Origin of the sequence: Streptomyces sp. AC550_RSS872, assembly GCF_019049285.1 — a bacterium.
GTDB lineage: Bacteria > Actinomycetota > Actinomycetes > Streptomycetales > Streptomycetaceae > Streptomyces.
On sequence record NZ_JAGMUL010000121.1, the window covers coordinates 33575 to 48783 of the forward strand.

The 15209-nt window shown below is 68.2% G+C and carries 13 protein-coding genes and 1 pseudogene; 7 read left to right on the forward strand and 7 right to left on the reverse strand.

Features of this window, described 5'->3' with window-relative positions:
• Positions 1–1107 precede the first annotated feature (1107 nt).
• From KUM44_RS34475 to KUM44_RS34500, 6 genes are all read left to right on the forward strand, one after another.
• Positions 1108–1401 (forward strand): hypothetical protein, encoded by a 294-nt coding sequence (locus KUM44_RS34475; RefSeq protein ID WP_217213698.1) that lies wholly within the window; start codon positions 1108–1110, stop codon positions 1399–1401.
• Between the two features lie 127 nt (positions 1402–1528).
• Positions 1529–4060, forward strand: a complete 2532-nt coding sequence (locus KUM44_RS46995) for a DNRLRE domain-containing protein (protein WP_217213699.1) — start codon at positions 1529–1531, stop codon at positions 4058–4060.
• Positions 4048–4437: a hypothetical protein gene (locus KUM44_RS34485; RefSeq protein ID WP_217213700.1), complete on the forward strand. Its 390-nt coding sequence runs from the start codon at positions 4048–4050 to the stop codon at positions 4435–4437. The genes KUM44_RS46995 and KUM44_RS34485 overlap by 13 nt, the downstream gene beginning before the upstream one ends.
• A gap of 631 nt (positions 4438–5068) precedes the next feature.
• The gene (locus tag KUM44_RS46145) at positions 5069–5641 is read left to right on the forward strand and encodes a DUF6000 family protein (protein WP_308402796.1); all 573 of its coding nucleotides are present in this window, start codon (positions 5069–5071) and stop codon (positions 5639–5641) included.
• A 564-nt stretch (positions 5642–6205) separates the two neighbouring features.
• Positions 6206–6937: a dienelactone hydrolase family protein gene (locus KUM44_RS34495; RefSeq protein WP_217213701.1), complete on the forward strand. Its 732-nt coding sequence runs from the start codon at positions 6206–6208 to the stop codon at positions 6935–6937.
• Positions 6938–7959: 1022 nt separating this feature from the next.
• Complete coding sequence (locus KUM44_RS34500) at positions 7960–8499, forward strand: GNAT family N-acetyltransferase (RefSeq protein ID WP_217213748.1); 540 nt, start codon at positions 7960–7962, stop codon at positions 8497–8499.
• A 7-nt stretch (positions 8500–8506) separates the two neighbouring features.
• On the opposite strand, the pseudogene KUM44_RS34505 reads toward KUM44_RS34500, so the two are convergent.
• From KUM44_RS34505 to KUM44_RS34515, 3 genes and pseudogenes are all read right to left on the reverse strand, one after another.
• A pseudogene (locus KUM44_RS34505) lies at positions 8507–8637 on the reverse strand (IS5/IS1182 family transposase); the annotation flags it as partial.
• A 104-nt stretch (positions 8638–8741) separates the two neighbouring features.
• Entirely contained in the window at positions 8742–9860 is a 1119-nt protein-coding gene (locus KUM44_RS34510; RefSeq protein WP_217213702.1) for an acyl-CoA desaturase, read from the reverse strand.
• A 7-nt stretch (positions 9861–9867) separates the two neighbouring features.
• Complete coding sequence (locus KUM44_RS34515; RefSeq protein ID WP_217213703.1) at positions 9868–10923, reverse strand: ferredoxin reductase; 1056 nt, start codon at positions 10921–10923, stop codon at positions 9868–9870.
• A gap of 86 nt (positions 10924–11009) precedes the next feature.
• Between KUM44_RS34515 and KUM44_RS34520 the strand changes: the two genes are divergently transcribed.
• Positions 11010–12149 carry a CdaR family transcriptional regulator gene (locus KUM44_RS34520; protein WP_217213704.1) on the forward strand — a complete coding sequence of 380 codons (1140 nt, stop codon included), beginning with the start codon at positions 11010–11012 and terminating at the stop codon, positions 12147–12149.
• A gap of 488 nt (positions 12150–12637) precedes the next feature.
• Here the strand turns inward: KUM44_RS34520 and KUM44_RS34525 are convergent, their stop codons facing one another.
• The 4 genes from KUM44_RS34525 to KUM44_RS34540 form a co-directional block, all read right to left on the reverse strand.
• Complete coding sequence (locus KUM44_RS34525) at positions 12638–12931, reverse strand: hypothetical protein (RefSeq protein WP_217213705.1); 294 nt, start codon at positions 12929–12931, stop codon at positions 12638–12640.
• Between the two features lie 141 nt (positions 12932–13072).
• Positions 13073–13792: a GDSL-type esterase/lipase family protein gene (locus tag KUM44_RS34530; RefSeq protein ID WP_217213706.1), complete on the reverse strand. Its 720-nt coding sequence runs from the start codon at positions 13790–13792 to the stop codon at positions 13073–13075.
• The gene (locus KUM44_RS34535; protein WP_093725210.1) at positions 13789–14256 is read right to left on the reverse strand and encodes a cupin domain-containing protein; all 468 of its coding nucleotides are present in this window, start codon (positions 14254–14256) and stop codon (positions 13789–13791) included. The genes KUM44_RS34530 and KUM44_RS34535 overlap by 4 nt, the downstream gene beginning before the upstream one ends.
• An 83-nt stretch (positions 14257–14339) precedes the next feature.
• Entirely contained in the window at positions 14340–15176 is an 837-nt protein-coding gene (locus KUM44_RS34540; protein WP_217213707.1) for an AraC family transcriptional regulator, read from the reverse strand.
• Positions 15177–15209 lie beyond the last annotated feature (33 nt).

Sequence of the window (15209 nt, forward strand, 5' to 3'; positions counted from 1 at the left end):
CACGCAGCCAGCCCGAAGTTGTCCAGGCACGGTGGCGTCCCGCCAAGTCGCACGAGGCCCTGACGCCCGAGTAGTACTCCTGGGCCTGGCACGACCTGATCGAATCCGCCCTTCAGGGAACGCGTGCCGACGGGTTGATGAGCTTCTGTACGCGCAGACGAAGGCCAATCGGGCCCACTGGGACGCCGCTCCCTGGTCCGGCCCAGAATCTGACAGAGACGAGCCGTCAGTGCGGGGCGCCCTCGGCCGGGCGGGGGGAGACGGTGCGGGCCTGCGGTGGACAGGTCTGCGCGACGCTGGTCAGCAGCACGCGCTGGTCTGCGAGGTGAGCGTCTCGTGGATGATGTCTCGGTGGCCAACCGCGTCAGCACCCTGATCTCGGCCCTTGGGCTCCTCATTAGTACGGGTCTTTGTGCCCTTGCCATTCATGAGCATCGGGCCGGAGCATCGGTTCTCTGGATCGTGGCGGGAGTTCTGATTCTCCTGGGCGCTGTCTACACCCTTGTGCAGGACATTCGGCACATTCGGCGATCTCGCGCGGGGAAGTCGGCCTGAAGCGGCGGCAGCCCGCTTCGCGTGCCTGCGGGCAGCGGGATTGTGCACGTGCTGCGTCGAGGCGCTGAGGATGCGGCCCGGGCACGATGTCGACTTGGCTCGCGTGGGCGTGAGTGGTCGTGATCGGGTCGGCTTTGAAGCCGGTTGCTCGGTGCGCCGCTCCTCACGGTGGCCCGGGTGAGAGAAGTCACAGTGAGTATGGGCGGTTCACCTACTTTTGGCCAACAGGGCGTGATCCGGCCATGGATGGCATTCGTGCAGGTCACCTCTATGATCACTCGGCTGGCCATCTTCACGGATGGCACACAGTCATAACAGGAAATGCATGATCGGGGGGTTTGTGAACAGACGGTTCACAACAGTGGCCACATCACTGGCCCTGTGTCTCACATTCGCCGCCAACGCGGCAGGCGCGACCTACACGGTCGGCGCCCCCGCGGCGGCGGGCCAGGACACGGCAGAAGAGGCCATTGCGTCCAAGCGCGTCACCGAGGCCCCGGACGTCGAGTCCGCCCGGCTCGCCGCAGTCCTGGGGGCAAGCGCGTGGAGGCCGTGTCGGAGCGCACGGCCGAGTCCACAACCTGGGCGAACCCGGACGGCAGCCTGACCACTGAGACCGCGTCCGGTGCGATACGGGTACGCGAGGACGGGCAGTGGAAGCGCATCGACACCACACTCGTCGACACCGGCAGCCGGCTGGAGCCGAAGACCGCTGTCGCTGACGTGGCGCTGTCCGACGGCGGTTCCGAGGACTTCGCTTCGGTCGGCCGGGGCGCGCTCACCTTCGGGCTGGACTGGGCAACAGCCCTTCCGGCGCCTCAGGTGGACGGCGACACCGCCGTCTAATCCATCGGTCGTCCCCAACGGTGACCTGCATGTCACCGCGCTGCCGCACGGGTTCACCGAGTCGCTGATCCTCAAGAAGCGTCCCACCGAGCCGGTCGAACTCCGGCTGCCCGTCACGCTGGACGGGATGGACCTGGAGAAGACGAAGGAGCGTCACCTCCGCCTGGAGAACGACAGCGGCGACCTCGTGGCCAGTGCCCCGGCGCCCCGGATGTGGGGCAGCGGCACGGACCCCAAGTCCGGGGAGCCGACCCGGTCGGCCGAGATCACCACGACGGTGGAGAGGACCCCACAGGGCACCGTCCTGGTCCTCCGCCCGAGCCAGGAGTTCCTCAGCGACCCGAGCGTCACGTACCCGGTCACCATCGACCCGACCACCACGCTCGCCGCTTCGACCGACACCTGGGTCGCCACGAACTACCCGGACTCCCAGCGCGGTTCGACCGAGCTGAAGGCAGGCACGTACGACGCCGGCACCACGAGGGCGCGCTCGTACGTCAAGTTCGACGTGTCCAAGTACACCGGCAAGCACATCCTCGGCGCCGAGCTACGGCTTCACTCGTACTGGTCCTCCAGCTGCTCCACCACAGGCGCGGGCGTGGAGGCGCGGCGGATCACCGGAAGCTGGGACCCGAGCGCCGTGACCTGGGGCGCGCAGCCGGCCACGACCGCCACCGGTGCCGCCGTGTCGAAGGCGTCCTACGGCTACAGCTCGGCCTGCCCTGCCAACTTCATGCGCTGGAACGTTTCTTCGATCGCCCAGGCCTGGGCCGACGGACAGCCCAACCACGGTCTACAGATCAAGGGCGTGGACGAGACCGACTCCACGACCTGGCGCCGCTTCCGGTCCGCCAACTACGTGGACGGTTCGCAGGGCCCGACCGAGCCGGCGCTGTCGGTGACGTACAACACCAAGCCCGGTGTGGCCTCCCCGGTGAGCCCCGCCGACGGCACCGTCACCGCCGACACCACCCCGACGCTGTCGGCCAAGGCCACCGACGCGGACGGCAACACAGTCCGCTTCACCATCGAGGTCTGGAACACCGCCGGCACCACCAAGATCGCCTCGGGCCAGACCTCGTACACCGCCTCGGGAGCCACCGGATCCTGGGCCGCCCCGGCCCTCGCCCCCGGCTCCTGCAAGTGGCGCGCCGCCAGTTACGACGGCACCGACTGGAACGACACGTGGTCGGTCTGGCGCAACCTGACCCTCGACACCACGGTGCCCGCCGCCCCCGCGCTGTCCTCCACCGCATACCCCGCCGACGGTCTGTGGCACGGCGACGCGGGTCAGGCCGGCACATTCAAGGTCACCGACCCCGCGGGCAAGGCGGTCTCCGCCGAGTACGCCCTCGACGAGGGTGCGACCACCGCCATCACGCTCACCGGCGGCACGGCTTCCTTCTCCTTGGCCCCCACGACCCGCGGCACCCACACCCTGACTGCTCGCGTGAAGAACCCCAACGGCGTCTGGTCCGACTGGGCCACCCACACCTTCCGCGTGGGCGTCATCGCGGGGAGCCTCTCCACCTCGTTCATCAACGACATCGCCGAGGCGCACTTCTCGCAGACGCTGCACCCGCCGGTCGACGACGTCCCCATCGAGGAACTCCCAGCGGACGAGGTCTACCCGGAGGTCGACGACACACCTGCCGACTTCGTCGAGCAGGTCGACCCCGAGGTCGTGGAGACCGAGGACTCCGCCACGGCCGTCCCGGCCGCCCAGCTGCCCGAGCGTGCAGACCAGGACATTGTGGGCACCAGCTCCGACGGGTCCGCCCAGGCGGTCGTCAACCTGCCCACCGGCACCGCCTCACCCGCGGAGCTGAGCAGCACTGGCCTGGTCGTCTACCCCAACACACAGACGGACGCCGACACCATCGCTGTCCGTAAGGGCCCCAACGCGGTGGAGCTCTTCCACCTGCTGCGCAGCGGCAACGCCCCGAGCTCCTTCACCTACCGACCCACGCTGCGTCCCGGCGAGGTCATCACAGTGGGTGAGGACAACACCATGATGATCTCGGGTTCGGACGGCGGCCTGACGACGTTCGTCACCGCCCCGCTGGCTCTGGACGCCAAGGGGAACACGGTTCCCGTCTCGATGAAGCTGTCCGGCAACGACATCGTCGTCTCGCTCGCCCCGACGGAAGGCCAGTCCATCGCCTACCCGGTCCTGCTGGACCCGGGCTACGGCTACGGAAACCTCACCGACGCGGAGTGGGACTACTGCTTCTGGAATCCGTACGACTGCTCGCTCGCTTGGGACAGGGCGGACACGGCGTTCAAGAAGGCGCAGGAGCTCTACCCGGACAGCACCCTGTTCCAGGGCACCGGTGACTCCTTCCGGCACTGCTACTGGAACGCGCTGATGGAAATCCGCCTCTCCACAAAGGACGCGTCACGAGTCCGTCTCCAGGGGCAACGACAAGGAGATGGACCTGCGCAACAACTCCATCGGCCGGGGTATCGGACGCTCGAACACGGGCAAGACGAACGCCGGCATCCGCAGCAGGGACGCATGCCGCAACGCCCAGAAGAATGGCAGCCTGTGGATCATGAAGAGCGGCAGCCTCGTCAGGAGCAACCGATGACCGACATGCTCAGCCGGCGCGTGCACCGGTCCTTCTCCTCCTCCAGGTGGCCTACGTGGCCCTGCTGACGGTGGCCTTCACGGTCCTGCCGCCGGACACGGCGGAACTCGACCATCCGGACGCCTCGGCGCTCGAAAGGGCAGTCGTTCCCGTCGCCACCCTCGGCATCATCGTGGCTCTGGCGGGCGCAGCCGCGCTGCTGGGGCTGGAGAAGGCACGCACGCGCAGCCCCCGCGTCGTGCGCGCGGTGTGGCTCGCCCTCGTCGCCATGGGCCAGCTCGCCATCGCGGTCAAGGCGCTGCTCAACGTCCTCAGCCAGACACCCGGTCCGGACACCGTGATCGGGGCGGGCATGATCGTCGTCGCTCTGTGCGTCGCCGTCGCGTGTGCGGTCGAGGTACGCGGCCCGTCGTCCGCATCGCCGTCGAGTGCGCGGGTCGTCTGACCCGACGCGACAGCCAGTGCACAGCTGAGCGCAGCCAACACGGAATAGCGGTCTGTGGCGCCCCACGGTTTCGGCCGGGGGCGCCACTCGGCTTTCCGGCATCGGGCCCCAGTGCTCTGTTGGATCTGGTGGCGCATGCCGGCGTACGCCCGGATCGGCTACATGATCGTCAGCGCGGGGCGCGCACTGGAGGACTCGCATGGTCCGGCCCCTGCCGAATAACGGCCCTGTCGGCTACCGCCGTGATGGGCGGCCGATCTCCCCGATCCTCGGAGCCTTCGTCGGAGGACGAGACGAACGACCACCTGGACGGCACCGGTGACGGTGGCGGCCAGGGGCAGTGGGCGGTGCACGCAGGACTCCAGCTGGGCGCGAGGGGCAAAGTGACCGGCGAGCTATGGCTCGACTAACTCCACGGAGAAGCCTGCCGCTGGGACACACATCAAGGACACGCCGGATCCGCCGGTCGGTCGATGATCGAAGAAGCCGGGAGCCGCGCCTGGTCGGCTACCAGGGTCAACACGGCAGACGAGCGGGGCGGACGGCCGCGTGAAGTCCCTCAGGGGGTTTCCCGAGGAACGTGGAACTCCCGCTGGCCAGCGAGGTCTGCTGCGCTGGGCTGGCCTATTGCGTGGCTTTGGCCAGTTTCGGAACGGCGTGCGACGCTGATCTACTCGCTGCCTACCTTGAGCGCTACCTCCGTCGCCCTGACCTCGGATACGACCAAACCTTCGTCATGGGTGCTCTCCAGTTCATCGACCTGAACCCTGGAGCTGGTCAAGCCGACCGCTTCCGGCAACCGGGGGGTCTGTGGCAGCAGGTCGCGTTGCGCACGGACCAGTCGGGCGACTTCGGGCGGCAGCGGAAGATGATGGCCTGCGAGGTTGAGCGCCACCATCGCGTTGTCGTCCATGGCGTCGCGCACGGTGAGTTCGAGCAGTTTGGTGTGCTGCGGCCCGAAGAGGAGCGTCAGGGAACCAGCCGTACGAACATCGAGAGGCAGAGAATCGTTGCCGAGACACCGGTGCAGCTGCTGGGCCTGCTCCTCGTCCGTCATGAAGACGCTGGGAGCGGCGATGCGTGCCCGCGGAACTACGAGTTCGCCGACAAGACCCCGAACTCGCGCCCAGGTGAACGAAGGCACGCACCTCACGACGTTCTACAGCCCCTTCCTCCAGCCACATCTCGAGTTCTGGCTGCGTGAGTTCCCCGAGAGCGGTGCCATGTTCGTCGAGCCAGTCGAGCAGTTCCAGGGCCCGGCGCAGTCGCCAGCGCATCTGGTGCTGTGTGCTGTGTGCTGTGTGCTGGCGCGTAGCGGGCGGTGCCGGTGGACCCGGCGGATGCGTTGGAGCGGATACCAATGAGTGAAGGGGGGACGAGCTGCCGCTGGGGGAGTGGCGCCTGGGCCAAGAGGGCGTCCGCCCAGCGGGGCAGGGCCTCCAATCGTTCGTCCCGCGGCGGCAGCACCGCCGCGACGACGAGGAGGTCGCGGAGGTAGCGAGTGGTCGGCGTGTTGGGGAGGTCGTCGAGCTGTTGGGGGGTGATCTCCTCATCGGAAATGGCTAGTGCCGCATCAGGCAAGGTTCGCTTCGCCCTGTCGGCATCCCCATCCGGACCAGGGTGAAGTCCTTCGTGATACGTTTCCTGCCGCCGTGCGCTGCTGCGAACCAAGGAGGTGAGACCCATCAACGCTTTGACAGGTCGGGCCTCCCTCCCCTGCATGGCCTAGGGAGTGCCCGCAGAGGCATCCCGAAAGGCTTGAAACGCTATGCGCTTCATCTCTGAGACGTCGTCCGACGGCGTCCGCGAACAGCTCTTTACTATCGGTGAGATTCCCGGCGTGCTGTGGACGCCGGAAGGTGCCGTCGACGCTCGTCCACTCGTCCTGATGGGACACGGCGGCGGTCAGCACAAGAAGGCCCCCGACATCCTGTCGCGTGCACGCCGCTTCGTGACAGAGCTCGGTTTCGCGGTCGTGGCGGTCGACGTGCCCGCCCACGGCGACCGGCCGAAGGTCGAGGAGTACGACCGGATCGCGACCGAGAACCAGGCTCGTTGGGAAGCCGGTGAAGAGCTGGCTCCGCTGATCGCCGGTTTCCAGGCGCTCGTGGCCCGCCAGACCGTGCCGGAATGGCGAGCAGTCCTGGACGCGGTTCAGCAACTCAAACACGTCGGTGCCGGTCCGGTGGGATACTGGGGGGTCTGCTTGGGGTGCGGACTCGGCGTTCCGTTCGTCGCTGCGGAACCCCGAATCCGCGCGGCGGTACTGGGGTTGGGCGGGGCACTGGCCTCGGCCGAGGACGCCGCGGCGATCACCGTCCCGGTGGAGTTCTTGGTTCAGTGGGACGACGAGCGGGTGCCGCGAGTCCAGAGCTTGGCGCTGTTCGACGCCTTGGCCTCGGCCGAGAAGACGCTGCATGCCAACCCCGGCAAGCACGGGGAGATCCCGGCATTCGAGCTGGACAGCACCCTGAGGTTCTTCTCCCGGCACCTCGGTTAATACCCGCCGCCCGTGGTGCATGGCGCGCCGATCAAGTTCCGTTTCCGATCGGCGCGTTCACGGAAACTGGTCGGCGTGGCCGACACTCGCCCGCACTGGCCACATGAGGTGGCAACGTGCTTGCCATACCAGGTGCCGCAGAGCGGGCCGTTCAGGCCGCTGCCGTTGAGCCTTATCTGGCGGCCGCAGCCTGAGCAGGTCTTCGGAGACCGCACCCGGTAGGCGCAGCTCGAACAGCAGTGTTCGGTCGGGAGGCGATGCGTGAGCTCGCGCGAGATCCTTCCGCAGCCGGCGCCGTCGGCAGGGTGACCGGGCCGTGCCCGGCAACCGCCAGGGCATGGGCGAGCCTCACCAGATTCTGTGCAGGCGTCGGGCCCGGATTCGGCAGGGCATCTTGATGCTGCTGGAAGTGGTGGGCAAGGCCTACGCAGTTACGTGCTGTGATCTTCCCGCGTTCCAGTGCCTCCGCAGCCTGCTCGCCGGCCACCCCTTGAGGTGGGAGGTGAGGTATGCGACGACCTGTCGATGTGCCTCGTCGAGGCGGAGGGGAGCGGTCATTCCGGTCGTGGGCCGGGCCCTCATCGCCAACCCCGACCTGGTCGAGCGCTGACAGGGTGGCCACCCGGAGAACGAGCTGCGGCCGGAACTTTCTACGGGCCGGGCGCCGAGGGCTACACCGACTACCCCTTCCCCGAAGCGGCTTGAGGCCTGGCCCCCGACCGGCGACACTGTGCCCGCCCCTTTGAGCCCGCGGTCACACCGGCGGTCACCGGCTCGAGGAGCGTCGGGTCCGTCAGGGCGTTGACGGTCCGCAGGTTCCTGGTCGGCAGCCTGGGTTCGGTGACCCACCGTCTACCAGGTCCGCCTTCCGTAGGGGAGGAGTTCGCCGATAGCCGTCCCCGCTGTACACCGGCGCCCGTACCGTCCAGCCCGAACGCCGGGAACGGGGGTGAGTGCCTGTTCTCGATCCCGTAGATCGCCGCGACTGCACCTGACAAGATCAACCCGTGGATCAACATTCGGTGACCTTGACGAGAATTGAGCTCGCAGACTGGCGAGCCGTCCACTCCTGGGCTTCCCTCGCCCAGGTCTGCCGTTTCCAGACCTGGGGGCCGAACACCGAAGAGGAAACACACGCGTTCGTGGTGGCTGCGGTCGAAGCCTGGTCACACTCACCTCAGCAGCGGTTCGCTTATGTAGCGCGTGTCGAGGGCGACGTAGTCGGCATGGGTGAGCTCCACCTTCGGAGCCGAGGACAACGTCAAGGTGAGATCACCTATGCCGTGGATCCTCGGGTTTGGGGTCAGGGCGTCGGAACGGCAATCGGGAAGGAACTACTGGAGCGAGGGTTCGAGGACCTCGGGCTCCACCGCGTCTATGCCACCTGTGACCCGCGGAACCTCGGGTCAGCCCGGATACTCAGCAAGCTCGGCATGACGTGGGAAGGGCGCCATCGTCATACCGCGTTGATTCGGGACGGTTGGCGAGACTCCGAAGTGTTCAGCATCCTGGAAGACGAGTGGCGCGCGCTCACGCCACCTCCGCTCCCACCGCACGGATGAATTGGTTTCGCGAGTCCTTGCCGACGGTTTCTGCAGCCTTGACGGACTGGGAGTCGATGACGGCGGCGACCGCGCCGGGGGCCGGCCCATCGCGCGGCGGATGCGCTTGCGGAGCTGGTCACGGATCTGGCCGATGACGGTCTGATGTCGCGGTCGCCCACCGTCCGCAACGGATCTCAGCGAACCCGGCGGTGCCGGCGGTGCCGACGGTACGGCCGAAAGATCTGAGCCTATAGCGGGAATCAGGCCGCGATGAGCTCGTGCTCGCGGTCCGGCGTCTTGACCTTGGGCTTCTTGTTCGGCAGCGAGAGCCGGAAGACCTTGCGCCACGCGGAGAACACCTGCTTGGGCAGCGGTCCGGTGACGTACTCCAGCTCGTACTTCTCGAACAGCGCGCGCACCTTCACCGCGACCTCGGCGTACCGGTTGCTCGGCAGGTCCGGGAACAGGTGGTGCTCGATCTGGTGCGACAGGTTGCCGGTCATGAAGTGCATGGCCCTGCTGCCGCTGATGTTCGCCGAGCCCATCATCTGGCGCAGGTACCACTGGCCGCGCGTCTCACCCTTGATCGACCGGCGCTCGAAGACCTGTACGCCCTCGGGGAAGTGCCCGCACATGATCACCGAGTGGGACCAGATGTTGCGGACCAGGTTCGCGGTGAACGTGGCGGCGAGCGTCGTGAGGAACGAGGGGCCCGACAGCAGCGGGTGGATCACGTAGTCCTTGAGCACCTGCTTGCGGATCTTGCGGCCCACGGCCTTGGCCCGCGCGCGGAACTCCGGGTCCTTGCGGTGGCGCTTGTGCAGGTTCTTGCCGAGCTCCAGGTCGTACGCCGCGATGCCGTACTCGAAGAAGCAGGCGTTGATGAAGTTCCACAGCGGCTGGCCGAGGTGGAACGGGTGCCACTTCTGGTCCTCGTCGACGCGCATGATGCCGTAGCCGAGGTCGTTGTCCTTGCCGATCACGTTGGTGTACGTGTGGTGCAGCTCGTTGTGCGAGTGCTTCCACTGGTCGGCCGGCGAGACGTGATCCCATTCCCAGGTGGTGGAGTGGATCTTCGGGTCCCGCATCCAGTCCCACTGGCCGTGCAGGATGTTGTGGCCGATCTCCATGTTGTCCATGATCTTCGCCACGGACAGACCGGCGGTGCCGATCAGCCACGCGGGCGGGAAGATCGAGAACAGCAGCACGCCCCTGCTGACCAGCTCGAGCTTGCGCTGCGCCGAGATGACCTTACGGATGTAGGCGGCGTCCTTCTCGCCGCGGCCGGCGATCACCTCGTCGCGAATCGCGTCCAGCTCGCGGCCGAGCTCCTCGATCTGCTCCGCGGTCAGGTGGGCGGTGGGGTCGATGGCGGTCAAGGTGCTCCTACCGTTCGATGTCGCAGGGGCCCGCCGCGGCGGACACGCAGGTCTGGATGAGGACGCCCGGCTCGGCCTCGGTGATCTCGCCGGTGCGCAGGTCGCGGACGGCGCCCGCCTTGAGCGGCGTGACGCAGCCGAAGCAGATGCCCATGCGGCACCCGGAGGGCATGAGCACGCCGGCTTCCTCGCCGATGTCCAGCAACGGCGTGGCGCCGTCCGCGTCGACCCTCTTGCCGGTGGCGCTGAACGTGACCTCGCCGCCGTCGCCGGCGGCGAGGATGCCGGGGCGGAAGCGTTCGGTGTGCAGGCGCTCTTGGACGCCGTGTTCGCTCCAGTGCTCTTCGGCGGCGTCGAGCAGGCCCGCGGGCCCGCAGGCCCAGGTCTCGCGCTCGGCCCAGTCGGGTACCAGTTCGTCGAGACGGGCTATGTCGAGCATGCCGTCTGTGGCGGTGTGCACCTCGGTGAGCCGCAGCTTCTTGTCCGCGACCAGGTCGTGCAGTTCGTTGCGGAAGATCACGTCCTGCGGCTGTGGCGCGCAGTGGACCATGACGACGTCGTCGAACTCGGTGTCGCGCAGCATGCCCATGACGGGCGTGATGCCGCTGCCGGCCGTGAGGTAGAGCACCTTGGCGGGCTTGGCCTGCGGCAGCACGAAGTCACCGGTCGCCTGGTCGAGCTGGATCAGCGTGCCCGGTTTCGCCCTGCGGACCAGGTGGTTGCTGACCTTGCCGTCCGGGATCGCCTTCACGGTGATCGTGACGCGGCCGTCCTGGCGGTTTGTCGGTGAGGTGATGGAGTAGGCACGCCACAGGCGCACCCCGTCGACGTCGACTCCGATCCGCACGTACTGACCGGCTGTGTGGCCGCGCCAGCCCCGTCCCGGCCTGATCACGATGGTCGCGGCGTCACCCGTCTCGGGGTGCACGGCCTCGATGCGCCCACGCAGGTCAGCGCCCGCACGCAGCGGGCTGACCAGGTCGAGGTAGTCCGACGGCAGCAACGGCGTCGTGACCATCTCCAGCAGTTTCCACGCCCTGCTGCGGAGGGCTGCACTCGTCATGACTCCAGCTTGCTGCGCCTCAAGGCGTAAAGTCCTGACCGCAGGACGTAAATCTGGTCGGCAGAATTGTTCGCAGGGAACAAAACGTGAGCCATGCAATCCGGAGGGCCAGCGAACTGGCCCTGGATGAGACGACGGTCACCGCACTTCGGGCCGCGCTGAAGACCACCGCCGACGAGGTCGTCCAGGCGATCATCGACGAGGTCCCTCCCTACGCGGGCGCCCTTTCGGGCCGCATGGGCGGCACCATCCGCAGAGCCGTCCGCACCGCGCTGGGGCACTACCTGGACCTCGCGAGCGGGAACGCCACAGGCGGCGACGCCGGTGACGCAGCCTACGAGCTGGGCCGCGGCGAGGTGCGCGACGGCCGTTCGATGGACGCCCTGCTCAGCGCCTACCGCGTCGGCGCCCGCGTGGCCTGGCGATGCCTGGCAGCGGGTGCCGTACCCGCAGGTCTGCCCGCCGCCGAGGTCGCCAAGTTCGCCGAGCTGACCTTCGCCTACATCGACGAGCTCTCCGCCGCGAGCGCCGCGGGCCACGCCGACGAACTGGCCGCCCAGGGCAGGGCCCACGAGCGCCACCTGGAACACCTGGCCCGCGACCTCCTCGCCGGCGCGAGCCCGGACGTGCTGCGGGCCTCTGTTCAACGGGCCGGGTGGCAGCCTCCGGTTTCGCTGACCGCGGTCCTGCTGCCCGCCGCCCAGGCCCGGCCTGCCTACCGCGCGCTCGACCCGAGCACCCTCGTCCTCGACGATCTGCCGGACGCCACCGGTGTGCTCCTCGTCCCCGATGCCGACCGATCACATCTCTTGCGGCAGCTGACCGACCGCACCGCCGTGGTCGGCCCGGCCCGGCCATGGACTCGTGCGTCCGCCTCGTACGCACGAGCGGTACGCGCGCGCTCCCTCTCCGCTGATATTCGCGACACCGAGGACCACCTGCCCGAGCTGGTGCTGAGCGCCGACGCGGACGCGTTCGCAGACCTGCGTGCCCGAGCCCTCGCACCGCTGCGGAGCTTGCCTGTCGCGACCGCACGGCGGTTGGAGGAGACGTTGCGGGCATGGCTGCTGCACCAGGGCAGGCGGGAGGAGGTGGCGGCGGCGTTGTTCGTCCATCCCCAGACAGTCCGGTACCGGATGTCACAGCTGCGGGAGCTGTTTCCGGATCTCGCATCGCCACACCGGGTCCTTGAACTGACGCTGGCGGTCGGTCTTCGGGGCAGCTGACGCGTACTTCGACCGTCCACGACCGTGTCCGCGAGCGGTCCAGGGGTCGTGCCTCGTTCTTGGTGCCATCAGCCGGCTCATGCGGCCCGAGGAAGACGGCCCGAGGAAGAGCGGTGTCAGCCGGCTGAGACCGGGGGCTGATGTGAAGACCAGACAAGGCCTCGGGAAGCTTGCCGGGGGCGCTGTCTCTGAGAAGCACGGTGGTGGATACGGCTCGACTGGATCCGGTGGACGATGCGCTCCGGCCCGCTCGTCGAGGCGCTCATCGGGCATCTGGTCGGTGATCCGGGCCGCTAGGCCCTGGTCGCGCTTGTAGAGATCGGCAGCGCGCGTGACGCCAGCGGAGATCGATTTCGAGGAGCTGTTCGACGCCGCGCCGAACCCGTATCTGGTGCTGGACGCGTCGCCTACGAACGCACTATTCGGTTGGCCGCCCGTGATCATTCTGAACGGCCAACCGAATACCACAGCAGCTTTCAAAGCACGCCTTAGAAGGCGCTGTTGTTGCAGCCCATGGTCGAGCCCAGGTGGGACTTCTGCGCACCCGCGTCGCCCTCGCCGTTGAGCGCGCTGCCCAGCAGGCCGTTGAGGATGCCGACCTGGCCGAGGATGTCGAGGTTCAGGTCATGTGACTTGCAGTTCGAGCTCTGCAGGACGCTGTAGTGACCTCCGCCATTGCCGCCGTGACCGTCGTCGCCGTGGGCGGTGGCGGTGCCGGTGCTCAGGAGTCCGGCACTTCCGAGCATGACAACCAGGGCGGCAGTCTTGCGAAGCTTGTGCATGTTCATCTCCGGTGGAGTGAAGGGGGATGCGATCTGTGAGAGATCGACTACGTATGGTGATCGGAGATTAATACCAAAACCTCCAATACTTTCCAGCGGCACGCCGGGATTGGTGATCGAGCTGGCCGCCGCCGGAACCGGCTACCCGCTCCGGGTCGGCAGCCAGGTGTCGATGACCTCGGCGACAAGGGCGGCGCCGCGGCTGTTCTGATGGATGTGGTCGGTCGTGAGCACGAGACCCCGGCGCTGCGAGATCGTGTCGAGGCTGCGGCGCAGCAAGGCGCGCCGGACGAGGACGCTGACGCTCGCCGCGGGCGGCGGGTCCCGGTAGGGGATCGGCGGCGGGTCCGCCTGGCGTAGTTCCTCGGTCTGGCGTTCGTGGAGCGGGAGGTAGGTCGCCTTGTTGGTGGTGGCGACCTCGGCGATCATGCGGCTGTACGCCTGTGATGCCCGCGCCGCGGCTCCGTCGAGTTGTTGGCCGAGGACCGGGAGGGACAGCAGAGCGATCGTCGCGTCGGTCTGCGTTCGCAGCCGTTCGACGACGGCTCCCAGGCACTGCTGGAACCAGCCGGCCGACGGGCGGTGGGGGAGTTGTTTGCGCTTCATGGCCCGCTCGACGGGGTAGCCGGCGAGGCTCGCTCGGGCGTCGTTGGTCCCGATCAGCACGGTGATCACGTCGGGTGGGTCCGCGACGACGGCATCGAGGCGCCGTGAGAGGTTGTGGGCGAAGTCGCCGTTGACGCCGAAGCGGGCGAGCCGTACGTCGCCGGGAGGGCGGCGTCGTTCGAGAAGGTCCAGGTAGTCGACGCTCAGTTGCGCGCGGGTGAGGCTGTCCCCGAGGCACGCGACACGGGTCGTCACGGTGTTCGCGGGCCGGACGTGCCGGCGTGCTCGGTCGGGCGGGCTTCGGTCCGGGGACGGTGGTCGGTGCCGAGGCCAGCGGTGATGGTCAGGATGGACGCCGGTCCTGCCATGTCGACCGCGTGCCATGTCCCGGCCGGGTTGACGGTGGCCTCGCCCGGCCCGAGCACAACCCGGTCGGGCACTCCGTCCACATCGCGGGTGACCGTCACCGACCCGCTGAGGCAGACGACCAGTTCGTCGCCGGCGGGGTGGCGCTCCCAATGGTCGCCGAGGCCGTCGCCGTCGAAGATCGTCACCATCCGGCCCTCGGCGCCGTCCGCCGCGACCGCGGCGCTGTAGGCATGGAGCACCTCCGGGTCCCAGGCGAAGCCCTCGACGGGTTTCGCTCTCGACCCCAGCCCGAGGTGCACGGGGGTGGTCCGTAGGTCGATGGCGTTGGGTTCGTGATTGACGAGTCTCATGCAGACGATCGTCACAGGACAGCAATAGGGTGGTCTTGAAGGAAAGGGAACGGAAGCCGACGCGATGGGCGGCCGGTCGGCGGCTACCCGGTCCCGAGCAGGACTTCGCCGCGACGCCATGCTGTCGGCGATCGGCCCGTGAACTCGCTCCAGTCCCGGACGAGATGGGCCTGGTCGGCGTAACCGGAGACGGTCGCCACATCGGCCCACGGAAGCGGGTCGTGCCTGGTGGCCAGTTCGTGCGCGTGCTCGAAGCGCAAAACCCGGGCGAAGGTCTTCGGCGACAGGCCCACCTCACCGCGAAACCGGTCGGTGAGGTACCGACGGCTCCAGCCCAGCTCTGCGGCGACCCTCCCAACCTGGACGCGGCCCCGCGCGGCCAAGAGGCGGCGCCAGGCCTCGGCCACCTCGGGGCGCACCCGGGACACGGGGTCGCCGCCGGCGCTGCGGCCGACGGCTCGCAGGAGCAACTCGTCCAGCGCGGCGAACCGCGCGGTCCAGGTCGTCGCCGCGCGGAGCCGGTCGACCAGCTCGACGCCGAGCGCTCCGAGAAGCTCGTCGAGTGGGACCAGCCGGTGGGCGAGATCAGCGGCGGGCATGTCGTAGACGGCCCGGGCCCCGAGCGGTGTCAGCGATACCTTCACGCCTTCCTGGCATCCGTCGTGGTGGATCGCGACGGACCGGCGCATCAGACCGCCGGCCACGCTGCTGAATCGGGTGACCGGTGACCCGTCGTCGACGCCTGCCGCCACATCCAAAGGGCCGGACAGACTGATCACCGCAGTGAGCACGCGGCCCGGCGGACCGCAGTGCACCCCCGCCGGGAACCCACGAAGATCGAAACCGACATACGAGCCGACGTACCGCCGTAAGGCGGGCGCCGGACGTGCATAGATCCTGGTGGCCGTATGGTCTTCCACCCTCGCAGTGTACGAACCGGCGGTCTACCGGTG

Excerpts from the sequence above, each read along its gene's own strand:
- KUM44_RS34515 (WP_217213703.1), bottom strand. The coding sequence starts at position 10,923 with ATGACGAGTGCAGCCCTCCGCAGCAGGGCGTGGAAACTGCTGGAGATG.
- KUM44_RS34535 (WP_093725210.1), bottom strand. The coding sequence starts at position 14,256 with ATGAGACTCGTCAATCACGAACCCAACGCCATCGACCTACGGACCACC.
- KUM44_RS46995 (WP_217213699.1), top strand. The coding sequence starts at position 1,529 with ATGGACCTGGAGAAGACGAAGGAGCGTCACCTCCGCCTGGAGAACGAC.
- KUM44_RS34525 (WP_217213705.1), bottom strand. The coding sequence starts at position 12,931 with ATGCACAAGCTTCGCAAGACTGCCGCCCTGGTTGTCATGCTCGGAAGT.
- KUM44_RS34495 (WP_217213701.1), top strand. The coding sequence starts at position 6,206 with ATGCGCTTCATCTCTGAGACGTCGTCCGACGGCGTCCGCGAACAGCTC.